We start from the raw sequence: 20,203 nt of genomic DNA on the forward strand, positions 1-20,203 counted from the left end.
AGCTCCGCCCGAGTCAGCCGGCCACGCGGAAGATGGCGACGTCGTCCACGGTGAGGGTGAGCGGCGCGTTGGTGGCCGAGCCGGACAGGTTGGTGAGCAGGCCCGCGTTTCCCGCGCCCTGAAGCGCGGGGGTCTGGTCCGTCACTGTCGCCTGCCACCCCGGTTCGGTGGTCCCGTTCGCCCACACCTTGGCCCGCAGGATGGTCGGCGAGGTGCCGGTGACCTGGAGCCTGATCCGCAGCCCACCGCCGGCGATCTCCGGACGCCAGAGGTCGATGTCCGTCCGGAACTTCGCGTCCCAGGCGGCGATCGCGGCGTCGGCGAGGGCGAGGGACACCAAGGCGAACAACCTGGCGTTGACGAACTGGTCCTGTCCCGGCAGGAGCCGGGCGATGATCGCGGTGTGCTGGAGCAGCTGCCCCGGTGGCTTGTAGGTGCCGTCGAGATCGTTGGCCCAGAAGTGCGCGGCCTGGGTCTTGTCCGCACCGCGCGAGGGTGAGTTCAGCCTGCCGACGTCGCGGACCTCGGCCACGTGCGCCTGGTAGGTCGGAGAGGCGAGCAGCTCGCCGATGTCTTGCGCCCCCTCGGGGTGTGAGGGGCGGAAGTGGTTCGGTGTGTCCATCGTGAACGGCCGGACCAGACCCCAGTTCGGGTTGAGCGCGTCGCCGGAGCCGGTGGGCCGCCAGTCGCCCGGCCGGGTGCCCGGCGTGTAGGGGACGGTTTCGTCCGAGCGGTCGTTCGCCCTGGTCACGACCATGACGGCCGCGGTCCGGTCGCCGATCGCGGCACCCTGGTCCCGCTGCTCCTGGGTGACGCTGTCGGGAATCGTCGACTGCGCCGTCGCCAGCTTCGCGGCGAAATCGACCGGGCCGGTGGGGTAGAGGCCGGTGAGGATCTTGTAGGCGGCGCGGTCGACGGCGCTGCTCGGATCGGGAGCTGCACCGGATGGCACGGGCACCCGCGTCAGATAGGGCTGCCCGAGGCAACCGCTCGCGGTCGCACACCGGGCCGAATTGACTCCGTCGTAGATCGCGCCGTGCATCATGGCCGCCGACCTGGACAGCCGGGTCGGCGCCGCGCTCTCACCGGTCTGATGCCGGAAGACGTCGAGCAATACCTCGTTCCAGTACAACACGTGGTCGATGCTCGGCGCCGCGACGTCGCGCGGAGTCGCATTCGCGGCGGCGAGCGGCGCGGAAACGCTCATGAGCAGGGCAAGACAGAAAAACACCGTGACGCGACGCATCGTCGGCGTACCCCCTGAAGGTCAGCGCGTGTCCCCCGGCACCACGCGACCGAAACAGTCAGTGCCCACCGTGGCCGACCGGACACTCACCGGCAAGAGCCGAACAGGCGACGGCCTTGCGTCCGTTCGCCGTGAAGACGGCGGCCCCGGTGTGCACCGGGGCCGCCGCCCTACCCTCCCCGCCCGGTCAGGCTTTGGCCCAGCGCTGGTCGGCGCCACCGTCGCAGGTCGCGACGGTCACGGCCGAGCCGTTGGCGGTACCGGCGGTGTCGAGGCACAGCCCGGTCTGGACACCGGTGATCGTGCCGTTGTCGTTGACGTTCCATTGCTGGTTGGCACCGCCATGGCAGTCCCAGATCTGTACCCGCGCGCCGGAGGTGGCGTTGGCCGGGGCGTCCAGGCATTTGCCCAGCACCTGCAGGGTTTGACCGTTGCGGGTGAACTGCTGGTTGGCGCTGGTGTGGCAGTCCCACACGATCATCTGGGTGCCGTTGCCCGAGGTGGCGCCGGTGACGTCCAGGCACCGGCCGGCGGACTCGCTGCGCAATCGGTACGTCGGCGTCGGGGTGGGCGTGTCCCCGGTGAAGAACTTCCACACCTCGGTCTTGACCCAGCTCCGGGCGCCGCTCTCGCAACCGGCGCATCCGTCGACGGGACCTTGCTGGTGACCTCCGTCGAAGGCGGCCCAGGCGACGGGGTACCCGGCTCGGCAGCCGGAGTAGTAGGTGGTGATGTGGGTCCGGCTGCCCGACGACGGCTCGGGCGGGTTCTGCGGGGTGCAGCCGTTGTTCCTGACGAACCTGTCCCGCAGCCCCCGTCCGGCGCCGATGTTGTCCCCGACGCCGTGGATTCCCAGGTACGCGAACGGCTGCGTGCCGCCGCTGCAACCGCTGATCGCGCCGGGAGCGGCGATGGCCGCGACCGCGCGGAAGGTCGTCGGCCTGGCGCACGCGAGTGCGTAACTCATCGCGCCGCCGTAGCTGAAGCCCAGCGAGAAGCGCTGCGCCGTGTCGACGCAGAGGTCGCCCTCTATCCGCTTGATCATGTCGTCGGTGAAGGTCACGTCCTCTCCGCCGGAATTGGCCCAGCCGTTGCCGATGCCCTGGGGTGCGACGAAGATCGCGGTGCTGTTCGCGAGCCGCCGCAGTCCGTAATGGGCGTAGACGTCGCCGTCGCTACCGCCCGAGGCGACCTGCTCCGCGGTACCGCCCCACCAGTGGAACCCGAAGATCAGCCGGTGCCGGCGGGTGTTGTCGTAGTTGTCGGGGATGCTCAGGATGAAGCTGCGGTTCTTGCCGTTGCTTTGGATGGTGTGCGTGCCGCTCCGCAACGTGGGTGCTTTGCCACAGCCGGGGGACGCGGCAAGAGTGCCGGCGTCCGCGGCCACGGGGGCTTCCCTGGCCTCCGCCACGGTGGCATTGACCAGAACGAGCGCGAGGGCGGCGATCGGCGCCCACCACCGGCCTGGACTGCGCCTTCGTTTCATGTGCGTGCTCCTGTACTGAAGGTGGCTGTGCCGGGCGAACGGGCGAAACTAGGCTTTGGCCCACCGTTGGTTGGCGCCGGTCCCGCAGGTCGCCACGTTCACGACCGAACCGTTGCCGGTCCCTCCCGCGACCTCGAGACACAGTCCACTTTGGACCGCGCTGATCGTGCCGTTGGTGTTGACGTTCCATTGCTGGTTCGCGCCGCCGTGGCAGTCCCAGATCTGCACTCGCGTGCCGGAGGTGGCGTTCGTCGGTACGTCGAGGCACTTACCCAGCACCTGCAGAGCCTGGTTGTTCTGGCTGAACTGCTGGTTGGCGCCCGTGTGGCAGTCCCAGACGATCATCTGGGAGCCGTTCGCCGAGTTCGCGCCGTTGACGTCGAGGCAGCGGCCCGAAGACTCGCCCCGAAGCCGGAACGTCGTCGGGGTCGGCGTCGTGCCCCCGGTGAAGAACTTCCACACCTCCGCCGAAGTCCAGGTGCGCCAGCCGTCGCCGCCACTGTCGATGGGCCCGGGGGTGTGACCGCCGTCGAAGGCCGCCCAGACGACCGGATAACCGGTGCGGCACCCCGAGTAGGTGGTGATGATGTGGGTCCGGCTGCCCGCCGCGGGTTCCCGCGGGCTCTGCGGGGTGCAGCCGTTGTTCCTGACGAAGGTGTCCCGAAGCCCGCGACCGAGGGAGATGTTGAGCACCGAGTCGGAGACGCCGTGGATCCCCATGTACGCGATGGGCTGGCTGCCACCGGCGCACCCGCTCAGCTGCGCCCCGGAGTAGACCGCCACCGCGCGGAACATGGGAGCCCTGGCACAGGCGATCGCGTAGCTCATGCCGCCGCCGTAGCTGAAGCCCAGCGCGAAACGTTGCGCCGTGTCGACGCAGAGGTCGTTCTCGATCCGCTTGATCAGGTCGTCGGTGAGGGTCACGTCCTCCCCGCCGGAGTTGGCCCAGCCGTTGCCGAAGCCCTGCGGCGCGACGAAGATCGCGCTGTTCTCCGCCAGTCTCCGCTGGCCGTAGTAGGACCAGTTGTAGCCGTCGGTTCCGCCCGAGTCGACGTCGTTGGCGGTTCCGCCCCGCCAGTGGTACCCGAAGATCAACCGGTACTGGCGGGTGTTGGAGTAGTTGTCGGGAAGCCGCAGGATGAAGTTGCGGGTCTTGCCGCTGCTCTGGATGGTCTGGGGACCGCTGCGCAGCGTGGGTGTCTTGCCGCAGCCGGCGGACGCGGCGAGGGTGCCGGGATCGGCAGGCGGCGCCGGGGCGGCGGCCGCCGCGGTGGAACCGGCGAGGACCAGGGCGGCGGTGACGATCGGCGTCCACCACCAGCGGTGTGGATGGGCTCGTTTCCTCATGGGTGTGCTCCTGTTCTGTACTGGGTTACCGGGCCAGGTCAGACGGCGGCGATGGCCCAGTGGTTGTTGGGACTGCTGTTCGGTGCCCACATCGCCACGCCGGAGCCCGCGGTGGAATCGCCGAGGCTGTCGAGCGCGGTACCCGTGCCGCGGTTGATCACCTGGTGACGGCCGCCGCCGACACCGTTGAGGCGCCATTGCTGATTGGCTCCGCCGTTCCAGGCCGCCTGCTGACAGGCGGCACCGTTGGCGCTGTTGCCCCAGCTGTCGGCGACCATCCCGTTGGTGCGGTTGACGATGCGGTACCACTCGCCGCCCAGCGGCACCAGCTGCCATTGCAGGTTGGCGCTGCCGTCCCAGTTCCATTGCTTGAGCCGCGATCCCGAGGCGACGTTCCCGCCGCTGTCCAGGGCGAGTCCGGTGGTGGCGTTGGTGATCCGCGACCAGCCGGTGGGGACGGGCGCGGCACCCAAGGCGGGGATCTGACCGGAGAAGGTCAGCTTGACCACGTACGCGGGGGCGGCGAAGGGCGCTGCCGCCGACGGCATCGAGATGTGCAGTCCCGAGCCGTTCTGGTTACGGGTGTGCAGGTCGAGGTACGTCCCGGCCGTGGAGCCGAGCAGCCGCACGGAGGCCAGGGAGCTCAGGTCGATCCGGCCGGAGTTGAGGGTGGTGATGCTCAGCGTGCTGCCGGGCCAGCCCATCACGGTGGCGTACAGCACCGTGTTGTCCTTGGCGCGGGTGAACCGGATGTCGCGGTTGGTGCCCTCCCTCGGCTGGACGAAGGAACCGCCGCCCATCTGGGTGGGGCCCTCGCCGTAGGCCGTCCAGGCCCGGGTGGCGTAGACGGATTCGCCGAACCGTTTGAGGTAATCGCCGATGCCCAGCAGGATCGCGCGCTGGCCGCCGGGGATGGTCCCGTCCGCCATCGGCGCGATGTTCAGCAACATGTTGCCGTTCTTGCTGACCCTGTCGAGCAGCGAGTGCAGCATGGCGTAGAGCGAGTAGTAGCCGATGCCGACGGTGTAACACCAGCTGGAGCTGGAGATGCTGTCGTCGGTCAGCCAGAAGGGGTGCTGGATGTCCGCCGGCCCACCGCGTTCGAAGTCGAACACCGAACCGCGGTTGTTCAGGCCGTCCTTGTAGGTGCTGACCACGTCCTTGTTCCACGCGACCGCCCGGTTGAAGTAGTACGCGAGGAAGTTCAGCCGCTGTGCCTCGTCGACCTGGGGGAGGTTGAAGTCCTGCCAGACGATGTCGGGCTGGTAGCCGTCGATGACCTCTTTGAGCTTGTCGAACCACAGCTGGTTCTCCGGCGCCCTGCCGAGCTGGCCGTACAGCTTGCGCAGGCTCGGATCCGACTGCGCCGGGACCCGGTCGTAGAAACCGGTGAAGTTGTACGCGTGGTGCAGCGACACCACGAACTTCAGCCCCTTGGCCCGGATCGCGGCGGCATGGAGCCCCACCAGATCCAGTTTGGGGCCGGTACGTACCGAGTTCCATTCGTTGACGGTGCTGTTCCACATCGAGTAGCCGTCGTGGTGCTCGGCGACCGGTCCGGCGAATCTGGCCCCGGCGTCGGCGAACAGCTGTGCCCATTCGCCGGGGTCGAAATTGCCACCCGCGGATTTCAGTCTCGGCGCGAACTGGACCCAGTTCCCCGCCTTGTCCCGCGCTCCGTTGATGAAGTTGTGGTACGGCCACGCCGAGGGATCCCCGTACGTGGCGATGTGATGGCGGTTCTCGTTGGAGCCGCCGATGTACATGTTGCGCGGATACCATTCGTTGCCGAACGCGGGGACGCTGAACACTCCCCAGTGGAAGTAGATGCCGAATTTGGCGTCCTGGAACCACTCGGGCGCGGGCGGATGCCGGTCGACCGACGGCCACGTCGGCGTGTAGCTGCTCGGTCCTTCGGTGGCCCACACCGTTCCGGCTCGCAGCAGCCCGGCGGCGGCGGTGAATCCACTCAGGGCGAGCACCTGGCGACGGCTGAACCGGCTTGAGGACAAGGACATGGCACGACCCCCTTCGGCTCAGGCGCGAGCCCATTTCTGGTTGGCTTGGCCGTTGCAGGTCCACAGGACCAGCCGGCTCCCGTTGGCGGTGGCGGCCTGGTTGACGTCCAGGCAGAGTCCGGAGTGGACGTTGGTGATGGATCCGTCGGCGTTCTGGGTCCACTTCTGGTTGGCCTGGCCGTTACACGACCAGGTGAGGACTCGCGTGCCGTTGGCGGTGCCCTGGTTCTCGGCGTCCAGGCACTTGTCGCCGAAGACCCGGATCTCGCCGCCCGCCCACGTCGTCCACGCCTGGCTCGCCGCGGTGTGGCAGTCCCAGATCACCGTGGCCGCCCCGGGCGCGGTCGAGCCGCCGTTCACGTCCAGGCACCGGCCCGAGCCGGTACCGCGCAGCCTCGCTGTCGTGGCGGCCACCTGGTTACCGCCGGTGACCCGGTACGCGGCGACGCCGTGCGCCGGGACGGTGGCGGAGATCTGCCCGCCGCTGGTCGACGTGGCTCCGGTCCACAGGTCGGTCAGCGTGAACGATCCGCCGGACAACCCGAGCTGCGCCGCCGTGGTGGTCACCGTGCCCGCCCCGCCGCCGCGGTTGAACAGGCCGACCGCGACCGAGCCGTCCGACAGCGGTTTGGCGAAGACCTCCGTGGCGCCGTCGTCCCGCACCCGGCGGCCGCCCGCGCCGAGCTTGTCCTGGTTCACCGCCAGCAGCCGCGGGTTGCGCAGGATCGCGCTGACGTCGGCGGACATGGTGCGGATGTCGTTGCCCGCCATCAGCGGCGCGGCCATCAGCGCCCAGAGCGCGAAATGCGCCCGCGACTCGGTCAGGGTCAGGCCCGGACGCCCGACCACGAGCATGTCCGGGTCGTTCCAATGGCCGGGCCCGGCCTGCGCGGCCAGGGGAGCGTTGATGTCGACGACGTTGCCGACGCCCATCGGGTAGCTGTTGGTGTTGCCGTTCTGCCAGATGTCGAGCAGGTCTTCGGTGGTGCGCCACAGATCGGCGACCTCGCCCCAGTTGTACTTGTCACCGGTGATCGCGTGGAAGCTGTTGGGGTTGATGCTGTAGACGATCGGCCTGCCGGTGGCGCGGATCGCGTCCCGCATCACGCTGAAGCGGGCGACCTGCTGGTCCCTCGTACCGTCGGGGGAGCACCAGTCGTACTTCAGGTAGTCCACTCCCCAGGAGGCGAAGGTGCGGGCGTCCTGCACCTCATGCCCCTGGCTGCCCGTGGAGCCCGGATGGTTGCCGACGCGCTGGGCGCAGGTGCGCTCGGTCGGCACCTGGTAGATCCCGAACTTCAGGCCGCGGCCGTGGATGTAGTCGCCCAGGGCCTTCATGCCGCTGGGGAACTTCGTCGGATGGGCCCGCAGAGTGCCCTGCGCGTCGCGCTGCGGATCGAACCAGCAGTCATCGACCACCACGTACTGGTAGCCCGCGTCCCGCATCCCCGAAGAGACCATCGCGTCCGCCGCCTGGCGGACCGCGGCCTCGGTGACGCCGCAGCCGAAACTGTTCCAGCTGTTCCAGCCCAGCGGGGGAGTGACCGCCGGGCTGCCGGGCGCGGCGACGGCGACCTGAGGGGCGGGTGCGACCGTGAACAGGGCCAGCGCCGCGGCCGCGGTCGCCAGCAGGGCGACCAGTCGTCGACGTGATCGAGTGAGCATCCTTGCTCCTTCACTGATGTGCGGGGTCCGGCCGTTTCAGGCCCGCTGGAGTTGGAAGCGCTGATTGGGGTTGCCGGTGAAGGTCCACTGCGAGACGCGGGCGCCGTCGGCGGTGGAGGCCTCCCACACGTCCAGTGCCAGGCCGCTTTGCCGGTTGATCAGGCTGATCACGCCGTTGCCGTGGTCGGTCGCCTGCCATTGCTGGCTCGCGGCGTTCGTGTCCGGCTGCTGCGCGACGTCCGCGCCACTGCCCGAACCGGACACCTGAAGTACGAGTCCGCTGTGTCGCGCCCTGATCCGGTAGTAGCCGCCGCCGGAGTCGAGGAAGTCGAACTGCTGATTGGTCCCGCCGGTGATCGCCCACTGCCGCAGCGTGCTGCCGGCGGTGGTGGACGAGTTGGTGATCTCGGCGCTTTTACCGCTGTGCTGGGCCACCAGCCGGTACTGGACACCGACCTGGATCGGGCTCCCCGTGGTCGTGCCGTTCAGCGTGGTGAGCACCGCGTCGTAAGCGGGCTTCTTGGTGCCACCGCGGTCGAACAACAGCGGGTTCTCACTGGCGCGCCAGGAGTCACTGTCCCGGATTCCCCAGGTGGTGATCCCGGTGCAGCGCGACACGTTCAGACAGGCCCGGACGGTGTTGGCGTACGCGCTCGCCGGCGCCTGGGCGATGTCGAGTTCGGTGATCTGCACGTCGACGCCGAGTGCGGCGAGGTTGGCCAGGGTGGTCTGGAAGGTGGCGGGCGGGCCGCCGCTGCCGAAGTGCGCCTGCAGGCCGACACAGTCGATCGGGACGCCGCGGGACCTGAAGTCGCGCACCAGGTTGTAGACACCCTGTGTCTTGGCGGCGTTCCAATCCTCGATGTTGTAGTCGTTGTAGCAGAGCTTGGCCGCGGGATCCGCGGCGCGAGCGGCGCGGAACGCCTCCTCGAGGAACCCGGTGCCGAGGACGTCGCGGAACACCGACGACCGAAGCTGGCCGCTCCCACCGTCCGCGAAGGCCTCGTTGACGACATCCCAGGCGTAGATCTGGCCGCGATACCGGCCCATGACGCCGTTGATGTGGTTGGTCATCACCGCGCGCAACGTGTTGGCGTCTCGGATACCGCTCACCCAGCCGGGTAACTGCTGATGCCACACGAGGGTGTGCCCACGAAGTTGTTTGTTCTGACTACGGGCGTGGTTGGCGACCCGGTCGGCTCCGCCGAAGGTGAAGTTGTTGCGGGATGGCTCGGTGGCGTCCCATTTCATCTCGTTCTCGGGAGTGATCGAGGTGAACTCCCGGTTGAGAATCGTGGTGTACTGCGCGTCGCCCAGTCTTCCCGCGGCCACCGCGGTGCCGAAGTACCGGCCGGACTGGGCCGCCGCGGCGCCCAGGGTTCCGGCCGCGGCGTCGGCGGCGGCCGGGACGAGCGTGATCGCGCTGGTCGCGGCGAGCGAGGCGATCGCCCAGCGGAGCAGGGGCCGTCTCCGCCGTCGGGGGGACCGGAGCTGCGAGTTCATACTTCCTCCTTCGTCGTTGAAGGCATCCGCGTGGCGCTGAGAGCGCTCCCAGAGCAGGGGGGGAAAGTCCAGGAGGTGGATGGGGGTGGCGGGCCCAGTGCCCTCGAATCGCCGGGTCTCGCTGACCTGACTGGGTTTACCGGTCCGCCGGGGGGACCATCACGTCCTGGTGCGGGCGGTGGAGAATGGGGTGAGCGCGTTCCGCGGTTGAACCATGAGGACTCCCGAGTGGGGTCGAACCGGTTCGATCAGTTCGTAACCGTACGCGATCCGTTGTGTACAGCGCAATGCTTCAGTCTTATCTCGGGTAATGGATCAGTCTTATCGCGCAGAAACGATTTCACCGGGGAAAGAACGCACGATAGCGGTTGGTCCTCGAAGCCCAGCGGACTTCGAGGACCAACCGCTCGATCGATGAGGCCGCCGTTGTCGTTCCGGCGCCTCCCGGGTCAGCCCCTCGTGCAGGCCTGCCCGTTGATCGTGAAGCCGGCCGGCTCCGGATGCGGCGGGGACGACGAGGCATTGAAGCCGATCTGGACCGAACCGCCTGCCGGTACGCGGCTGTTCCACGACAACGGCGTCGCGGTCACCGCGGAACCGTTCTGGGTCCAGGTCGCCGACCACCCCTGGGTGATCCTTTGGTTGCCCGGCCACGTGAATCCGAGCGTCCACGTGCTCCAGTCGACGGCGCCGGTGTTGGTGATGGTGACGTACCCGGACACCCCGGTGGCCCACCCGCTCGCCTGGTAGGTGATCTTGCAGGTGGTCTGGGCGTCCGAGGTGGTGGTCACCGAGACCGCGCCCGACAGCGCGGACCTGAGGTCCGCCCCGTTACGGGCCCGCACGGCGAACCGGTACGCGGTGTTCGGCCGCAGCCCGGTCACTGTCGCGGACGTACCGGTGACGGTGGCGACGACCCGCTGCGTGTCACCTTCGATCGAGAGGACGTCGTAGTTCTTGACGCCGCTCTCCGGGTCGCTCGCCGCCGTCCAGGTCAGCGTCACGCCGGTGCCCGTGACGCCGGACGCCACGGGTGTGCCCGGAGCGGTCGGGGCGGTGGCGTCGGCCGAGCCCGACTTTTCCGCGGCCCAGTTGGCGATCCAGGCCAGTGCCGAGTTCCAGTTGACCGTAACCTCGTTGAGCGAGTACGCCTCGATGTGGTCCACAAAGCACTTCTGCGGTTTGCAGCCCTGGAGCCGTCGTTCCGCGACGGGATCCTGCAGTCCGCTGTTCGGACCGCCGGAGAGCACCCCCGGCGGGGCGATCGGCAGGGTCGGATCGAGCTGGTTGGCCCAGTGCCGGTGGTGCACGTTGCGGACCGGCTGCCCGCCGTACCCGCTGACGTAGGAGTAGCTCACGGGGTTGCGGCCCAGTAGATAGTGCAGTGCCTCGAACACGCCCTCGCGGTACTTGGCCGCGCCGGTGAAGTCGTAGGCGAGCGCGAGTACCGAGGCGTTGTTGGCGACCAGGCCGTTCGAGCCCCAGACATAGCTGCCGTCGACCTCCCGGTACGGCGCGGGATAGCCGAGCGTCGCCATCTGGTTCAGATGCTTGTTCGCGGTGGCCACGAACGCCGTCTTGATCGCCGCGACGTCCGCCGACGGCAGGCCGTTGGGCACCAGCGCCAGCGTGATGTCACCCAGGGTGCCGGTGGAGCCCCAGTCATAGCCGCGGTCGCTGATCGACTTTCCCTTGTAGAGGGTCGATCCGGTGACGTCGGCGCGATAGGACGCCTCGCCGGTCGTCGTGAACATCTCCGCGGCGGCCCAGTAGAACTCGTCGGTCAGGGTGCTGTCGGAGTACGCGCCGCCGCCGGTGCTGTCGTTGGGGTCGGCGATCTTGTTCGGGTTCGCTTTCGCCGCCGCGTACGCCTTCTTCGCCGCGGCGAGCGTCTTGGTCGAGAAAGCCGGATCGATGGTCTTCCAGATGCGGGACGCCTGCGCCGCGACGGCGGCCATGTTCAGCGACGCCGCGGTGCTGGTGGCCGACAGCCTGCGGGCCTGGGCGTCCTGGTGCGGGAGGGTGGGCAGGGCCGTCCAGTTCGCGTCGTGGATCTTGTGGTGCACCATGCCGTCGGGCGCCTGCATCTTCAGCAGGAACTCGACCTCCCAGCGGGCCTCGTCGAGGACGTCGGGCACGCCGTTGGCCTTTTCCGGGATGGCGAGTTTGCCGTCACCGAGCGCGGCGGCGTCGCCGATCAGCTTGGCGCGCTCGTAGGTGTTGAGCACCTGCCACGCCGAGATGCCGCCGTTCACGACGTACTTGCCGTGATCGCCCGCGTCGTACCAGCCGCCGCGCACGTCCAGGGTGTACCCGCAGTTCAGGTCGGACCGGCACGGCACGTTGGCGTCGCCCTGGTTGGGCGCGACGTTGAGATGACCCGCGGGCCGGGCGTAGGCCGCGCCGACGTCCGGCGCGCCGATCTCGATCCCGCTGCGCTGGTGGTGGAAGAACGCCAGCGAGTCGTAGCGCAGTTTCTTGAGCGGGTCGGCGGAGATGGCGAACGGGAAGCTGCTGTCCGAGCCGACGGTCAGGGTGTACCCGGTGCCCGCGGTGTCGTAGGCCGAGAAGTCGATCAGATGCACCGGGTCGCCGGACAGCGCGTCGGCGCCCTTCGGCGTGGTGCGGCCGGTGGCGACCGTAGTGCCCGCGGAGTTCTTCAGCGCCCAGGTCTGCGCGGTGGTCGCGTCGGATACGAGGGTGGCGTGTTTCGGTAGGCCTGGCACGTACGCGACCTGGTCCACCTGGACCTTCTTCGTCGGAGCGGCCGGGCCGCCGGGCGGGATCACGCCACCGACCAGCGAGACGTTGTCCACGCAGATGGTGTTGTTCGCCGCGAGGCCCCCGACCTGGAAGGTGATCTGCCCGCTGCCCGAGTCCGGGAAGTCCAGTCCGGAGGTGAACGTGAAGGTGTACTTCTGTTTGCTGGTGGTCAGCTGGACCTCTTGCCGGGCGATGCCCCGGTACGGGCTGACCCCTTCACCCGCGTTGGCGGCGACGAGCTGGGGTGTGGTGGCGTAGGCGTCGAAGGACATCGTGTACTGCTGCCCGGCTTCGAACGGCACCCCGTTCTGGCCGATCAGGGCATCCCACGGGTTCGTCGTGCCACCGGTGACCGCGGCGCACAGCTCGCCGTCGGTGACGCGGTTGGTCACCCCGGCACTGGCCCACCAGGGGTCGGCGGCGCCCGTGGCGAAGCCGCCGTTGAGGATCCGTTCGTAGCCGGCGGCCTGGGCCGTTCCGGTGGTGAGCGCAGCCGCGAGAGTGACGAAGGCGAGCGCGGCGGTGGCGTGGCGATATCGGCGGGGAGGGGAAAACGATCTCATCGGGTGGGTCTCCTCCGTCTGCTCTGACGGTTGACACAGCTGCCTGGGAGCGCTCCCAGCGAGAGTAGGGGCCCCGCCTCCCGATCGCAAGAGTGAGTCAGCTCGTCACGCGGGGTGACAATCCGGCATTTAGTCGACTAACTGCGCCCGGTCTTCCCGGGTCATCACCGCCCTCGAGTCGGGAAAGCGGTTTCCCTAGACTCGGTACAGGTCGGGAACATCTTGGACAGCAAGGTGATCCGCGTTTCTTCAACGGGAAAGTCCTTGACGTCGTTGGAAATGGACCAATATCGTCATCCCGTCACTCTCTCCACGCGCCGGTTCCATTATGGACCGTGCGGAGTGGCCGTGCTCCTGTGTCCACAATGGACACAGTCGGCGATGGTGGTCATCGGTGTGGAGTGGATCGGGTCCCGAGCGGGGAGGACGCGGCTGTGCGCGTGTTACGGACCATTGCCGCGGTGCTGCTGGTCGTCTGCGGGCTGCTGTCCCCGGCGGGGCCTGCCAGTGCCGGGTCGCACCGGTACGCCGGGTACCTGTTCGTCTCCTTCACCGGTGAGAACACCGCGGACGGGGAGCAGGTCCACTTCGGGCTGAGCCAGGGCGACGACCCGCTGCGGTGGCGTGAGCTGGGTGGCGGGGAGCCGGTGCTGAGATCGACGCTCGGCACCAAGGGGGTCCGGGACCCGTTCGTCATCCGGTCGCCGCGTGGTGACCGGTTCTACCTGATCGCGACGGATCTGAGGATGTACGGCCGCGACGATTGGGACCAGACCACGCGCCACGGCAGCCGGTCGATGGTGGTGTGGGAGTCGAAGGATCTGGTGCGGTGGAGCGAGCCGCGGCTGGTCCAGGTGGCGCCGGAGACCGCAGGCAACGTGTGGGCACCGGAGGCGTTCTACGACCCGGCGCGGGGCGCGTATGTGGTGTTCTGGGCGTCCACGCTCTATCCGGCCGACGATCCCGGCCACACCACGAAGTCCCACAACCGGATGATGTTCGCCACCACCAAGGACTTCCGCACGTTCAGCGAGCCGAAGGTCTGGTTCGACCCGGGCCATTCGGTGATCGACTCCACGGTGGTCGAGCACAACGGCGTCTACCACCGGTTCTCCCAGGACGATCGGGGCGTCGGCGGCGGTGGTTCGACGCCGTGCGGGCGGTACATCACCCAGGAGAAGTCCACGACGCTCACCAGTCCCGGGTACTCCCTGGTGAAGGAGTGCGTCGGCAAGGACGCGATCGTCGGTGGGGAGGGGCCGCTGGTGTTCCGGTCGAACACCGAGAAGCGGTGGTACCTGTTCATCGACGAGTACGGCGGCCGCGGCTACCGGCCGTTCGAGACCACCGACCTGAACTCCGGCGACTGGCGGCCGGTGGCGGACGCACAGCTGCCGGGTAAGCCCCGGCACGGCACCGTCCTGCCGGTGACGCGGGCCGAGTACAACCGGCTGGCCAAGATCTGAGGCCACCGTCTATACCTTGCGAAGGGACCCACCGCGTGCCGATCCTGGCCACTCCGGCCCGCGTTCCCGCTTCTGAGTACTCCAAGCGGCGCCGGGCGTTCGCGATCGGCGCCCTTGCCCTCGGCGCGTTCGGCATCGGGCTGACCGAATTCGTCGTGGTCGGTCTGCTCGGACCGCTCGGCGAAGACCTCGACGTGTCCATTCCCACCGCCGGTCTGCTGGTCACCGGCTACGCGGCGGCGGTGGCGATCGGGGCTCCGATCATGACCGCCGCGGGCACCAGGCTGCCGCGCAAGACGATGCTCCTCGCGTTGATGAGCCTCTTCATCGCCGGGAACGTGCTCGCCGCCGTCGCGCCCGGATACGGCGTGCTCATGACCGGCCGGGTCGTCACGGCCCTCTGCCACGGCGCGTTCATGGGCATCGGCCCGGTCATGGCGGCGAGTCTCGTCGCCCCGGAGCGGCGGTCCCGCGCCATCGCGCTGATGATGACGGGGCTGACGTTGTCGACGGTGGTCGGCGTCCCGTTCGGGACGGCGCTGGGCCAGCAGCTCGGGTGGCGTTCGGCGTTCTGGGCCATCGCCCTGATCGGGGCGATGGCGCTGGCCTCGATCGTGGCGTTCGTGCCCTCGCGACCGAACGACCCGGGCACCGGGCTCCGCGGCGAGCTGGCCGTGTTCGGCCGCCTCCGGGTATGGCTGGTGCTGACGACGACGATGCTCGGCTGGGGCGCGGCCTATGCCGCGATCACCTTCCTGGAGCCGATCCTCACGCGGGTCGCCGGTTTCGACGCCTCGACGGTGCCGTGGCTGCTGTTGCTCTTCGGCGCGGGGCTGACCGGCGGCAACCTGCTCGGCGGCAGGCTCGCCGACCGGGCGCTCATGCCCACCTTCTACGGCACCATCGTCGCGGCGATCGTCGCACTGGCCGTCTTCGCCTTCGCGGTGCACCAGCAGACGTCGGCGGTGATCATGGTGTTCGTGCTGGGAGCCGCCGGTTTCGCGATGGTCCCGGTGTTCCAGACCCGCATGATGGACGCCGCCAAGGACGCGCCCTCGCTCGCCTCCTCGTCGAACGCTTCGGCGTTCAACGTCGGCATCGCCCTCTCCGCCTGGCTCGGCGGGATGGCGATCGACGGCGGGTTCGGACTGATCGCCCCGGTGTGGATCGGCGTGGCCCTGGGCGTCGCCGCGCTGGGTGTCGCCCTGGTCTCGGGTGCCATCGAACGCCGCGACACCCGCTGAACGGATAGTGCCTGTAGGACCCAGGTCCTACAGGCACCGGACAGGATCGGTCCCCGGCCTGACGCGAGCGAGTGCCCCGCTGGAATTGACTGGCGGGCACCAAGATCGCGCTCGACGGGAAGAAGACCTGATGCTCAAGTTCGACCGGCTCACCAAACGGAGGGGATCGGCGACGATCCTCTCCGACGTCAGTTTCGAGGTACGTCCGGGCAGGGTGACCGGCTTCCTCGGTCCCAACGGCGCCGGGAAGTCCTCGACGCTGCGGATCCTGCTCGGACTCGACCGTGCCACCTCGGGTACCGCGTTGATCGACGGTGTGCCGTTCGCCGGGCTGCGGGATCCCCTGCGCAAGGTCGGTGCCGTACTCGACGGCTCGGGGGCGCATCGCGCGCGTACCGGCCGGGCGCATCTGAAGTGGGTGGCCGCGGCGGGCGGTATCCCGCGCGGCAGGGTGGACGAGGTGCTGGCGGAGGTCGGTTTGGCTTCGGCCGCGGGTAAACGCGTCCGCGGCTACTCACTGGGGATGGGGCGACGGCTGGCCCTGGCGGCGGCACTGCTCGGCGACCCGGAGGTGCTGGTGCTCGACGAGCCGGTCAACGGTCTCGATCCGGAAGGCATCCGCTGGATCCGCGGTCTTGTCCGTGAGCGGGCCGCGGCCGGGCACACCGTCCTGTTGTCGAGCCATCTCATGGGCGAGCTGTCGGAGACGGTCGACGACGTCGTGGTGATCGCGGGCGGCCGGATCGTCGCGCAGGGAACGCTCGCCGAGGTCGTCGACGAGCACCGGAACCTGGAGGACGCCTTCTTCGCGCTCACCAAGGAGACCGCGCGATGAGGGCCTACCGGGGCGAACTGCGGAAGCTGACCTCCCTGCCGTCGGTCTGGGCGGCGGTCGCGGTCGGCGTAGTGGTTCCGGCCGCTCTCACGTTCCTCAACGCGAAGTCGGCGATCGCGGCCAACCGCGGCGGCAACGTGGACCTCGGGTTCCAGGAACTCGCTTTCGGGGTGGTGGGCGCGGTCATCCTGGGTGTCGTCGCGGCGAGCAGTGAATACACGTCGGAAGGGGAAAGCGCGGGCGGCGGACGTCAGATCACCACGAGCCTCACAGTGGTGCCGTCCCGGCGGCGGCTGCTGATCGCGAAGCTGGCCGCGGTGAGCACCGCGGTCGCCGTGCTGGCGACCGTGTCCTCGGCCGTCACGCTGTCGAATGTCGAAGCGCTGATCGGCGACGGAGCGGGCACGAGCGGCCTCGTCCGCCTGCCCGGTGTCGTCCTGTACTGGGTACTGACGGCCCTGCTCGCGTTCGGCCTGACCTTGCTGACGCGCAACGGCATCCTGCCGCTCACCGTGCTGATCCTGAACACGTCGGTGGTCACGGTCACCTACCTGCTCACGAAACTCACGCCGCTGGCCGTGTTCTTCCCCGACCTGGCGGGGATCCGCCTGTTCATCAGGCAGATGGATCTGCCCGTGCGGCTCTCGCCGGTCACCGGCGGACTGGTGATGACGGCGTGGGTCGCCGCGCTGCTCACCGCGGGCTTCCTCGTCTTCACCAGGAGGGACGCATGACGGGCAGCCGGTCGGTCCGGGCCGAGACGCTCAAAGTGCTCAGCCTGCCGGCGACGTATTTCACGCTGCTGGCCACGCTCGGCGTTTCCGCGGCCCTCGCGATCGCGTTGACTTCCTCGGGACAGGAGGGGAACACGGGCCTCTCATTCGTCCGCTACACCCAGGCGGGGTTCATCGTTCTCGGCGTCGTCACCGCGACCTCGGAGTACAGCGGCGGCCAGATCCACGTGACGCTCACCGCCATGCCACGCCGGATCGCCTTGCAGCTGGCCAAAATGGCGGCTCTCCTGATCGTCGCCGTGCCCGCGGCGACGATCACCGTGCTGGTCGGAGCGGCAGTCACCCGGGCACCCTGGTCCGCCGCGGTGGAAGCGAGTGCCTATCTCGCGCTCACCGCGGTGATCGCCGCCGCGGTCGCGACGATCCTGCGGCGGAGTGTCCCGGCGGTGGCCGGGCTGCTCGGGTACTACTTCATCGCGGGTCCGCTGCTGCACGGCCGGGCGACGGTCGCGAGCTACCTGCCGGACGCCGCGAGCCACGACCTCGGCGCGCTCGGCGGTTCGGCCGTCGTACTGGGGTGGGTGCTCGTCGCGGTGGGGATTTCCGCGGCTGTGTTCCACAGACGGGACGCTTGACCGCGTGCCTCAGGTTCGCGGGACCACCAGTCCCAGGTCGTACGCCGTGATCACCAGCTGTGCGCGGTCGCGGGCGGCGAGCTTGCTCAGCAGCCGGCTGATGTGCGTCTTCACCGTCTTGATGGAGATGGTCAGCGTCTCGGCGATCTCGGTGTTGGACAACCCGCGGCCGACGAACGTGAGGATCTCGATCTCGCGCTGGGTCAGCTCTGCGGGCCGTCGTGGGCTCCGGTGCGGCGGCGTCGTGACGTAGTGCTCGATCAACCGGGTGAGGATGGCGGGGGCGAACAGGGATTCGCCTGCGTGCGTCCGGCGAACGGCGGCGATCAGCTCGTCGGGTTCGGTGTCCTTGAGCAGGAACCCGCTCGCCCCGGCTCGGAGCGCGCCGTAGACGTACTCGTCCAGCTCGAACATGCTCAGCACGAGGATCCTGGTCCCGGCCAGGTCGGGGCAGGCACTGATCTCCTTGGTCGCCACGATCCCGTCCTGGCCGGGCATGCGGATGTCCATCAGCACGATGTCCGGGCTCAACCGCCGCGCCATCTCCACCGCCTGGATCCCGTCCTCGGCCTGTCCGACGACGACCAGGTCCGGCGAGGTGTCGATGATGATCGCCAGGCTGTGCCGCAACAGTCGTTGGTCGTCGGCGAGCAGGACCCGGCTCGGTGGCTGTTCGGAATAGGTCACCATGCTCCGTCGGGTAGCCGTGCGATGAGCTGGAAGCCGGTTCCGGCCGGAGCCGCTCGCAGGTCGCCGCCGAGTACGCCGACCCGCTCACGGAGGCCCGCCAGGCCGTGCCCGGCGCCGCGGGATGGCGACCAGGTGCCCCGCGGCCCGTCATCGTCGACGGTCACGACGATCGTGTCGCCCTCCCGCCGCAGCTCGACGCGAGCGATCGTCGGTCCGGCGTACCGGGCGGTGTTCGCGACGGCTTCACGGACGATCTCGCACACTGTGGCTTGCACCCCAGGGGAAACGTCACCGAGTTCGCCGACGGTCAGCCGCGGTTCGAGCCCCAGCGGGCGCGTGGCCTCGACGATGGCCGGAAGATCCGACAGGTTCCGCACGGGTCGCAAAGGCGCGCCCTTCTCGTCGGTGTCGCGGAGCACGGCCAGCATGCGCCGGAGTTCGGTGACCGCGTCCCGGCTCGCCTGTTCGATGTCGATCAGCGCCTGCTCACGCTCCGCTTCCCGGACGTCCCCACGTACTCGCCTCGCCGCGCTGGCCCGCAGCGTGATGACGCCGAGGCCGTGGGAGACGATGTCGTGGAGTTCCCTGGCGATCCGGAGCCGCTCATGGTGCGTGGCGTGCGCGGCCGCCCAGGTGGTGAGGCGTGCTTCGTAGTCGAGGCGCCGCTGGCGGGCGCGGATCAGGGTCCACGTCGTCACTCCGATGGCCGTGGCCACGACGAGAACCGGCACGATGACCGCGCCGGGTCCGTCCGCGCCGACGGTGAGCAGCGCGAACGCGGCCACGGCCAGCACCGCAGAGGCGACCAGCCACGCACGCGATCGCCATACGGGGCGCTCCGGCGGTGTCATCGCCGTTCATCGTATTACCGGGCCGGTCCCCGGCCGCGGTGGTGACCGGCAAGCGCCGCCCGTAGCGCGGCGCTCGAGTTGCAGGGCAATTGCCGCAAGGGAATCCTCGAAAAATGACTGCCGTGAAGATTCCCCGTCCCGTCGCCGGCGACGTCGTCGACCTGATCCTGGACGACCACCGTCTGTTCGAGCAGCTCTTACGTGATCTGCGGGACGCGACCGCGGACCGCGCAGGTGCCCGAGCCGCACTGTCGGCGGCCTTGATCGCGCACGGCGAAGCCGAAGAGCGGGATGTCTACCCGGCCCTACGGCGCAAGGACGCCATCGACAAGCATGAGCAGGAACACGGCGAGGAAGAACACGCCGAGGGCAACCAGGCGCTGTTGGACCTGCTGGAGTGCAAAGGCACCGACACGCAGAAGTTCGATGACGCGGTCGAGAAGCTGGCCGAGGCGTTGATGCACCACATCGGCGAGGAAGAGCAGACGATCCTCAACCCCGCGCGCACTGACGTGAGCGAGAAGGTCCGGCAGGACCTGGGCACGACCTGGGCCACCCGCCGTAACGCGCTGCTCGACCAGGACTGCGGTTCGATCGAGTTCGTCAAGAAGGTCGTGGCCCGAGCAGAGAAGAAGGGCTTACTGTCCTCTGAGGACGACAAGTCTTGAGGCAGGCCCCCTGACCGAAGGCGGCAGGTCGTGGCGTCAGCGGACTCTGGTCTTGCGGCGTCGCTTCCGCCATTGACCAAGGCGATGCGCGACGGACGCCAATCCCCGTTTGCGGACGACCACGACGATCGGTGCGGAGAAGCGGTCCTGTGTCCCGCGCTTCCGGCCCGTCGCCGCATGGAACTCGGCGAGGCCGGCGACGAAGGTGTCGACGTCGCCGCCTCGATCCGGGTGGTGCCGGCGAACGAACGCCCGATAGGCCGCGCGGCTCGCGGGATCGTCCTTCATGGTGCTCCCTCGTGTCGCTCGGCCCGTCTCCAGTCACCCAGTATCCGTTGTCCCAGGCTCCAGCGTACGTGTCGGACGAACTTGTCGAGGGGCAAGCGCCCGGTCAGGGTGCGATCTGGCCGCGATGGCCACGCCGTGTCACCGGGAGGTGTCGCTTCCCTCTGACCGGGTAATCGCTGGACGAACAGGTGCCCAGCCTCC

The 20,203-nt window shown here is 68.9% G+C and carries 16 protein-coding genes; 6 read left to right on the plus strand and 10 right to left on the minus strand.

Annotation, left to right across the window (positions count from 1 at the left end; translation table 11 throughout):
- Positions 1-13 precede the first annotated feature (13 nt).
- The 7 genes from L324_RS22880 to L324_RS22910 all read right to left on the minus strand — a co-directional run bounded on the left by L324_RS22880 (position 14) and on the right by L324_RS22910 (position 12,591).
- On the minus strand, positions 14-1,207 hold the full coding sequence (locus L324_RS22880; RefSeq protein WP_051174048.1) for a hypothetical protein: 1,194 nt from the start codon (positions 1,205-1,207) through the stop codon (positions 14-16).
- A gap of 226 nt (positions 1,208-1,433) precedes the next feature.
- Positions 1,434-2,732 (minus strand): ricin-type beta-trefoil lectin domain protein, encoded by a 1,299-nt coding sequence (locus L324_RS22885; protein ID WP_051174049.1) that lies wholly within the window; start codon positions 2,730-2,732, stop codon positions 1,434-1,436.
- Positions 2,733-2,780: 48 nt separating this feature from the next.
- A complete protein-coding gene (locus L324_RS22890; RefSeq protein WP_051174050.1) occupies positions 2,781-4,079 on the minus strand; it encodes a ricin-type beta-trefoil lectin domain protein in 1,299 nt (432 codons plus the stop codon).
- A gap of 38 nt (positions 4,080-4,117) precedes the next feature.
- A complete protein-coding gene (locus L324_RS22895; protein ID WP_037312123.1) occupies positions 4,118-6,097 on the minus strand; it encodes an alpha-L-fucosidase in 1,980 nt (659 codons plus the stop codon).
- 18 nt (positions 6,098-6,115) lie between these two features.
- Positions 6,116-7,762 (minus strand): glycoside hydrolase family 27 protein, encoded by a 1,647-nt coding sequence (locus tag L324_RS22900; RefSeq protein ID WP_037312126.1) that lies wholly within the window; start codon positions 7,760-7,762, stop codon positions 6,116-6,118.
- 36 nt (positions 7,763-7,798) lie between these two features.
- Positions 7,799-9,265 (minus strand): glycoside hydrolase family 10 protein, encoded by a 1,467-nt coding sequence (locus L324_RS22905; RefSeq protein ID WP_063624609.1) that lies wholly within the window; start codon positions 9,263-9,265, stop codon positions 7,799-7,801.
- A 449-nt stretch (positions 9,266-9,714) separates the two neighbouring features.
- Positions 9,715-12,591: a glycoside hydrolase family 9 protein gene (locus L324_RS22910; protein ID WP_081736433.1), complete on the minus strand. Its 2,877-nt coding sequence runs from the start codon at positions 12,589-12,591 to the stop codon at positions 9,715-9,717.
- 434 nt (positions 12,592-13,025) lie between these two features.
- Between L324_RS22910 and L324_RS22915 the strand changes: the two genes are divergently transcribed.
- The 5 genes from L324_RS22915 (at position 13,026) to L324_RS22935 (ending at position 17,505) form a co-directional block, all read left to right on the plus strand.
- On the plus strand, positions 13,026-14,057 hold the full coding sequence (locus L324_RS22915) for a glycoside hydrolase family 43 protein (protein ID WP_037312129.1): 1,032 nt from the start codon (positions 13,026-13,028) through the stop codon (positions 14,055-14,057).
- Positions 14,058-14,092: 35 nt separating this feature from the next.
- Positions 14,093-15,301 carry an MFS transporter gene (locus L324_RS22920; RefSeq protein ID WP_438938463.1) on the plus strand — a complete coding sequence of 403 codons (1,209 nt, stop codon included), beginning with the start codon at positions 14,093-14,095 and terminating at the stop codon, positions 15,299-15,301.
- 130 nt (positions 15,302-15,431) lie between these two features.
- A complete protein-coding gene (locus L324_RS22925; RefSeq protein ID WP_037312132.1) occupies positions 15,432-16,136 on the plus strand; it encodes an ABC transporter ATP-binding protein in 705 nt (234 codons plus the stop codon).
- Positions 16,133-16,870 carry an ABC transporter permease gene (locus L324_RS22930; RefSeq protein ID WP_037312135.1) on the plus strand — a complete coding sequence of 246 codons (738 nt, stop codon included), beginning with the start codon at positions 16,133-16,135 and terminating at the stop codon, positions 16,868-16,870. The genes L324_RS22925 and L324_RS22930 overlap by 4 nt, the downstream gene beginning before the upstream one ends.
- Positions 16,867-17,505, plus strand: coding sequence for an ABC transporter permease (locus L324_RS22935; RefSeq protein WP_037312138.1), 639 nt, complete (start codon positions 16,867-16,869; stop codon positions 17,503-17,505). The genes L324_RS22930 and L324_RS22935 overlap by 4 nt, the downstream gene beginning before the upstream one ends.
- A 9-nt stretch (positions 17,506-17,514) precedes the next feature.
- Here L324_RS22935 and L324_RS22940 read toward each other — a convergent pair whose 3' ends face one another.
- Both L324_RS22940 and L324_RS22945 read right to left on the minus strand, forming a co-directional pair.
- Entirely contained in the window at positions 17,515-18,195 is a 681-nt protein-coding gene (locus L324_RS22940; protein WP_037312141.1) for a response regulator, read from the minus strand.
- A complete protein-coding gene (locus L324_RS22945; protein ID WP_037312144.1) occupies positions 18,189-19,046 on the minus strand; it encodes a sensor histidine kinase in 858 nt (285 codons plus the stop codon). Before L324_RS22945 ends, L324_RS22940 begins: the two co-directional genes overlap by 7 nt.
- Before the next feature lie 113 nt (positions 19,047-19,159).
- Here L324_RS22945 and L324_RS22950 point away from each other — a divergent pair, with 113 nt between their 5' ends.
- Positions 19,160-19,714 carry a hemerythrin domain-containing protein gene (locus L324_RS22950; RefSeq protein ID WP_037312147.1) on the plus strand — a complete coding sequence of 185 codons (555 nt, stop codon included), beginning with the start codon at positions 19,160-19,162 and terminating at the stop codon, positions 19,712-19,714.
- Positions 19,715-19,750: 36 nt separating this feature from the next.
- On the opposite strand, the gene L324_RS22955 is transcribed toward L324_RS22950, so the two are convergent.
- The gene (locus L324_RS22955) at positions 19,751-20,002 is read right to left on the minus strand and encodes a J domain-containing protein (RefSeq protein WP_037312150.1); all 252 of its coding nucleotides are present in this window, start codon (positions 20,000-20,002) and stop codon (positions 19,751-19,753) included.
- Between the last annotated feature and the right edge of the window lie 201 nt (positions 20,003-20,203).

It is taken from the genome of Amycolatopsis orientalis DSM 40040 = KCTC 9412, from assembly GCF_000478275.1.
GTDB lineage: Bacteria > Actinomycetota > Actinomycetes > Mycobacteriales > Pseudonocardiaceae > Amycolatopsis > Amycolatopsis orientalis.